A 1,421-nucleotide genomic window follows, 5' to 3' on the forward strand; every position below is an offset into this window, starting at 1 on the left:
TTAGCACTACAGTTGCGTTTTTCTGAGGGTTCTGAATCTATGGATAGCCATGATTCAGAACGAGATGAATAGCACGGCGTCTGTCGAGGATGTTTTGACGCTTACGCGGGAGGCATTGCGAGATACCAAGGCGCGGATGCGCCCGGTCTTTGGGCAGGAGCGGATTGCTGCGGCGGCAGGGCGTTTTCTGGAAACGCTTCTGAGTAACGAACCGCGGAAGACCGGCTGGATGCGGGCGGAAGCAGCGGGTGACCCAGGGCCGTGGCGGCAGCAGGCGTTGCTAGGCCGGACGCGCTGGGATGCCAATGCGTTGCGCGATGTCGTGCGAGATCATGTGGTGGATCATTTCGGCGATCCCGATGCCGTTCTAGTGGTCGACGAGACCGGTTTTCTCAAGAAGGGTACGGCCTCCTGCGGCGTGAGCCGGCAATACACCGGCTCAGCGGGTAAAATCACAAACTGCCAGATTGGCGTGTTCACGACCTATGTTTCATCCAAAGGGCATGCCTTTCTCGATCGGGCGCTGTATCTGCCGAAAAGCTGGACAGACAAACCTGAGCGCCTGGCAGCGGCACATGTTCCTGACGATATCCGCTTTGCCACCAAACCGGCGCTGGCGATTGCGATGATCGGACGTGCGCTGGATGCCGACATACCGTTCGCCTGGGTCGCGGGCGACAGCGTATATGGTGTTGGTGATTTGGAAATGGCTCTGCGCCGCGCGGGCAAAGGTTTCGTGTTGGGCGTGAATGCCAATCACTGGTTTCACTCCTGGCGACCTGACGTGATGTGGGTCGGCGAGGCCCGCGAGATTATCAAGACCCTGCCTGACGAAGCCTGGGTCCGATATTCGGCCGGGCACGGTACCAAGGGCGAAGCGATGGTATGAGACTGGTTGTATTGCCCGATGGCCGATCTCCACGCGCCGGAATATTCTAACACCCTGACCGGAACATGGACCCGAGGCCTGCTGGTCCGCCGCAATCCCGCTGATGGCGATCTGCGCTATTTCACAACCTGGTGCCCACAGGGGACACCGCTTGAAACGCTGGCCCGCGTTGAAGGCGCGCGCTGGCGGATCGAGGAAGGCTTTGAGACCGCCAAGAACGAATTTGGCCTTGACCACAACGAGACCCGTTCCTGGCACGGCTGGCACCGCCACGTCTCTCTGGTCATGCTCGCCCACGCAATGATGGCTGCCGTGCGCTCCCAGGCGAACGTCCTCACGCTCAAAAAAAGCCCACGGCCAACGCGCAAAAGCTCATCCGGTGGTCGATCCAGGAAATCCGACGCCTCCCCGTGAAAATCACCCAGGCTCAGATCCCTATCCCGCATATCCTCCGTTGGTCCGTGTTTCGACGAGCCTATCAGGCAGCAGTATATCTCTCACGCATTAAAATAAAAACGCAACTGTAGTGCTA

At 59.0% G+C, this 1,421-nt stretch carries 1 pseudogene; it reads left to right on the plus strand.

The window, feature by feature from the left end:
• Window positions 1-49 precede the first annotated feature (49 nt).
• Window positions 50-1,303, plus strand: a pseudogene (locus HK24_RS13325) (IS701 family transposase).
• Window positions 1,304-1,421: the final 118 nt, after the last annotated feature.

It is taken from the genome of Gluconobacter sp. DsW_058 (assembly GCF_002153615.1).
Taxonomy (GTDB): domain Bacteria; phylum Pseudomonadota; class Alphaproteobacteria; order Acetobacterales; family Acetobacteraceae; genus Gluconobacter; species Gluconobacter cerinus.